Origin of the sequence: Rothia sp. HMSC075F09 (genome assembly GCF_001810515.1) — a bacterium.
Taxonomy (GTDB): Bacteria; Actinomycetota; Actinomycetes; order Actinomycetales; family Micrococcaceae; genus Rothia.
The window spans coordinates 1-617 of the sequence record NZ_KV801769.1 but is presented as its reverse complement, the minus strand read 5'-3'; the positions used below and the strand labels follow the sequence as shown (position 1 = coordinate 617).

The following is a 617-nucleotide window of genomic DNA, read 5'->3' as shown; positions in this document are numbered from 1 at the left end:
CTCATACATGATTTTCTCCTAACTGATTTGCTGGCGGCGTTCCCGGTTGGGTTCGCCGGTAAGGTTTCGGGGTTTCCCTCCCGTGTTTTCCCTGCACTTATATTGTAGCACAGCTGAACGGATATAAACAAGGTGTGGCGGCGGATTCTTCGAGAAAATTTCAGCGCGCCACTGACCCGGAAAGCATAGAAGAGGGGCGGCTCAGAGTTTCCCCTGAACCGCCCCCTGTGGTTACTCTACGACTTCTAGGCCGCCCTGCTGCTCAACATAGCGGACAATGGCCGCGTAAGCCTCTTCCTCCGTGATGTACTTATTCTTGCGGAAATAAATAATCTCCAGCTTCATATCCTCGTCAAAGTGAATGTGAATATCAATTGCCATGAGGTCATCAGCGGGAAGCTTTTCGCCACGGAAGTAAGCCGCCGGGCCCGTTCCACCGTGAGGGTCGCGGGGGTAGCGTTCGAACTCAAGCGCGGGCCACCACGAAGAGCGCGGCTCCGGGTAGTAGGTAACCTTGTAGCGGTCGTTCTTCCAGTCGCGAGAACGATTACGGCGAACCTTGATAGTCATGATGTTGTGTCCTTTTCTGATTTGCTGGTCGGTGCCGCCGGGATTGG

Annotated in this window: 1 protein-coding gene; it reads right to left on the bottom strand. The window is 54.3% G+C overall.

Translation table 11 applies throughout. The features are described from left to right. Window positions 1-231: 231 nt before the first annotated feature. Window positions 232-570: a hypothetical protein gene (locus HMPREF2749_RS00780; RefSeq protein ID WP_070593026.1), complete on the bottom strand. Its 339-nt coding sequence runs from the start codon at window positions 568-570 to the stop codon at window positions 232-234. Between the last annotated feature and the right edge of the window lie 47 nt (window positions 571-617).

Bases quoted from the DNA above. Each gene is read 5' to 3' on its own strand.
- HMPREF2749_RS00780 (WP_070593026.1), bottom strand. From the start codon at position 570: ATGACTATCAAGGTTCGCCGTAATCGTTCTCGCGACTGGAAGAACGAC.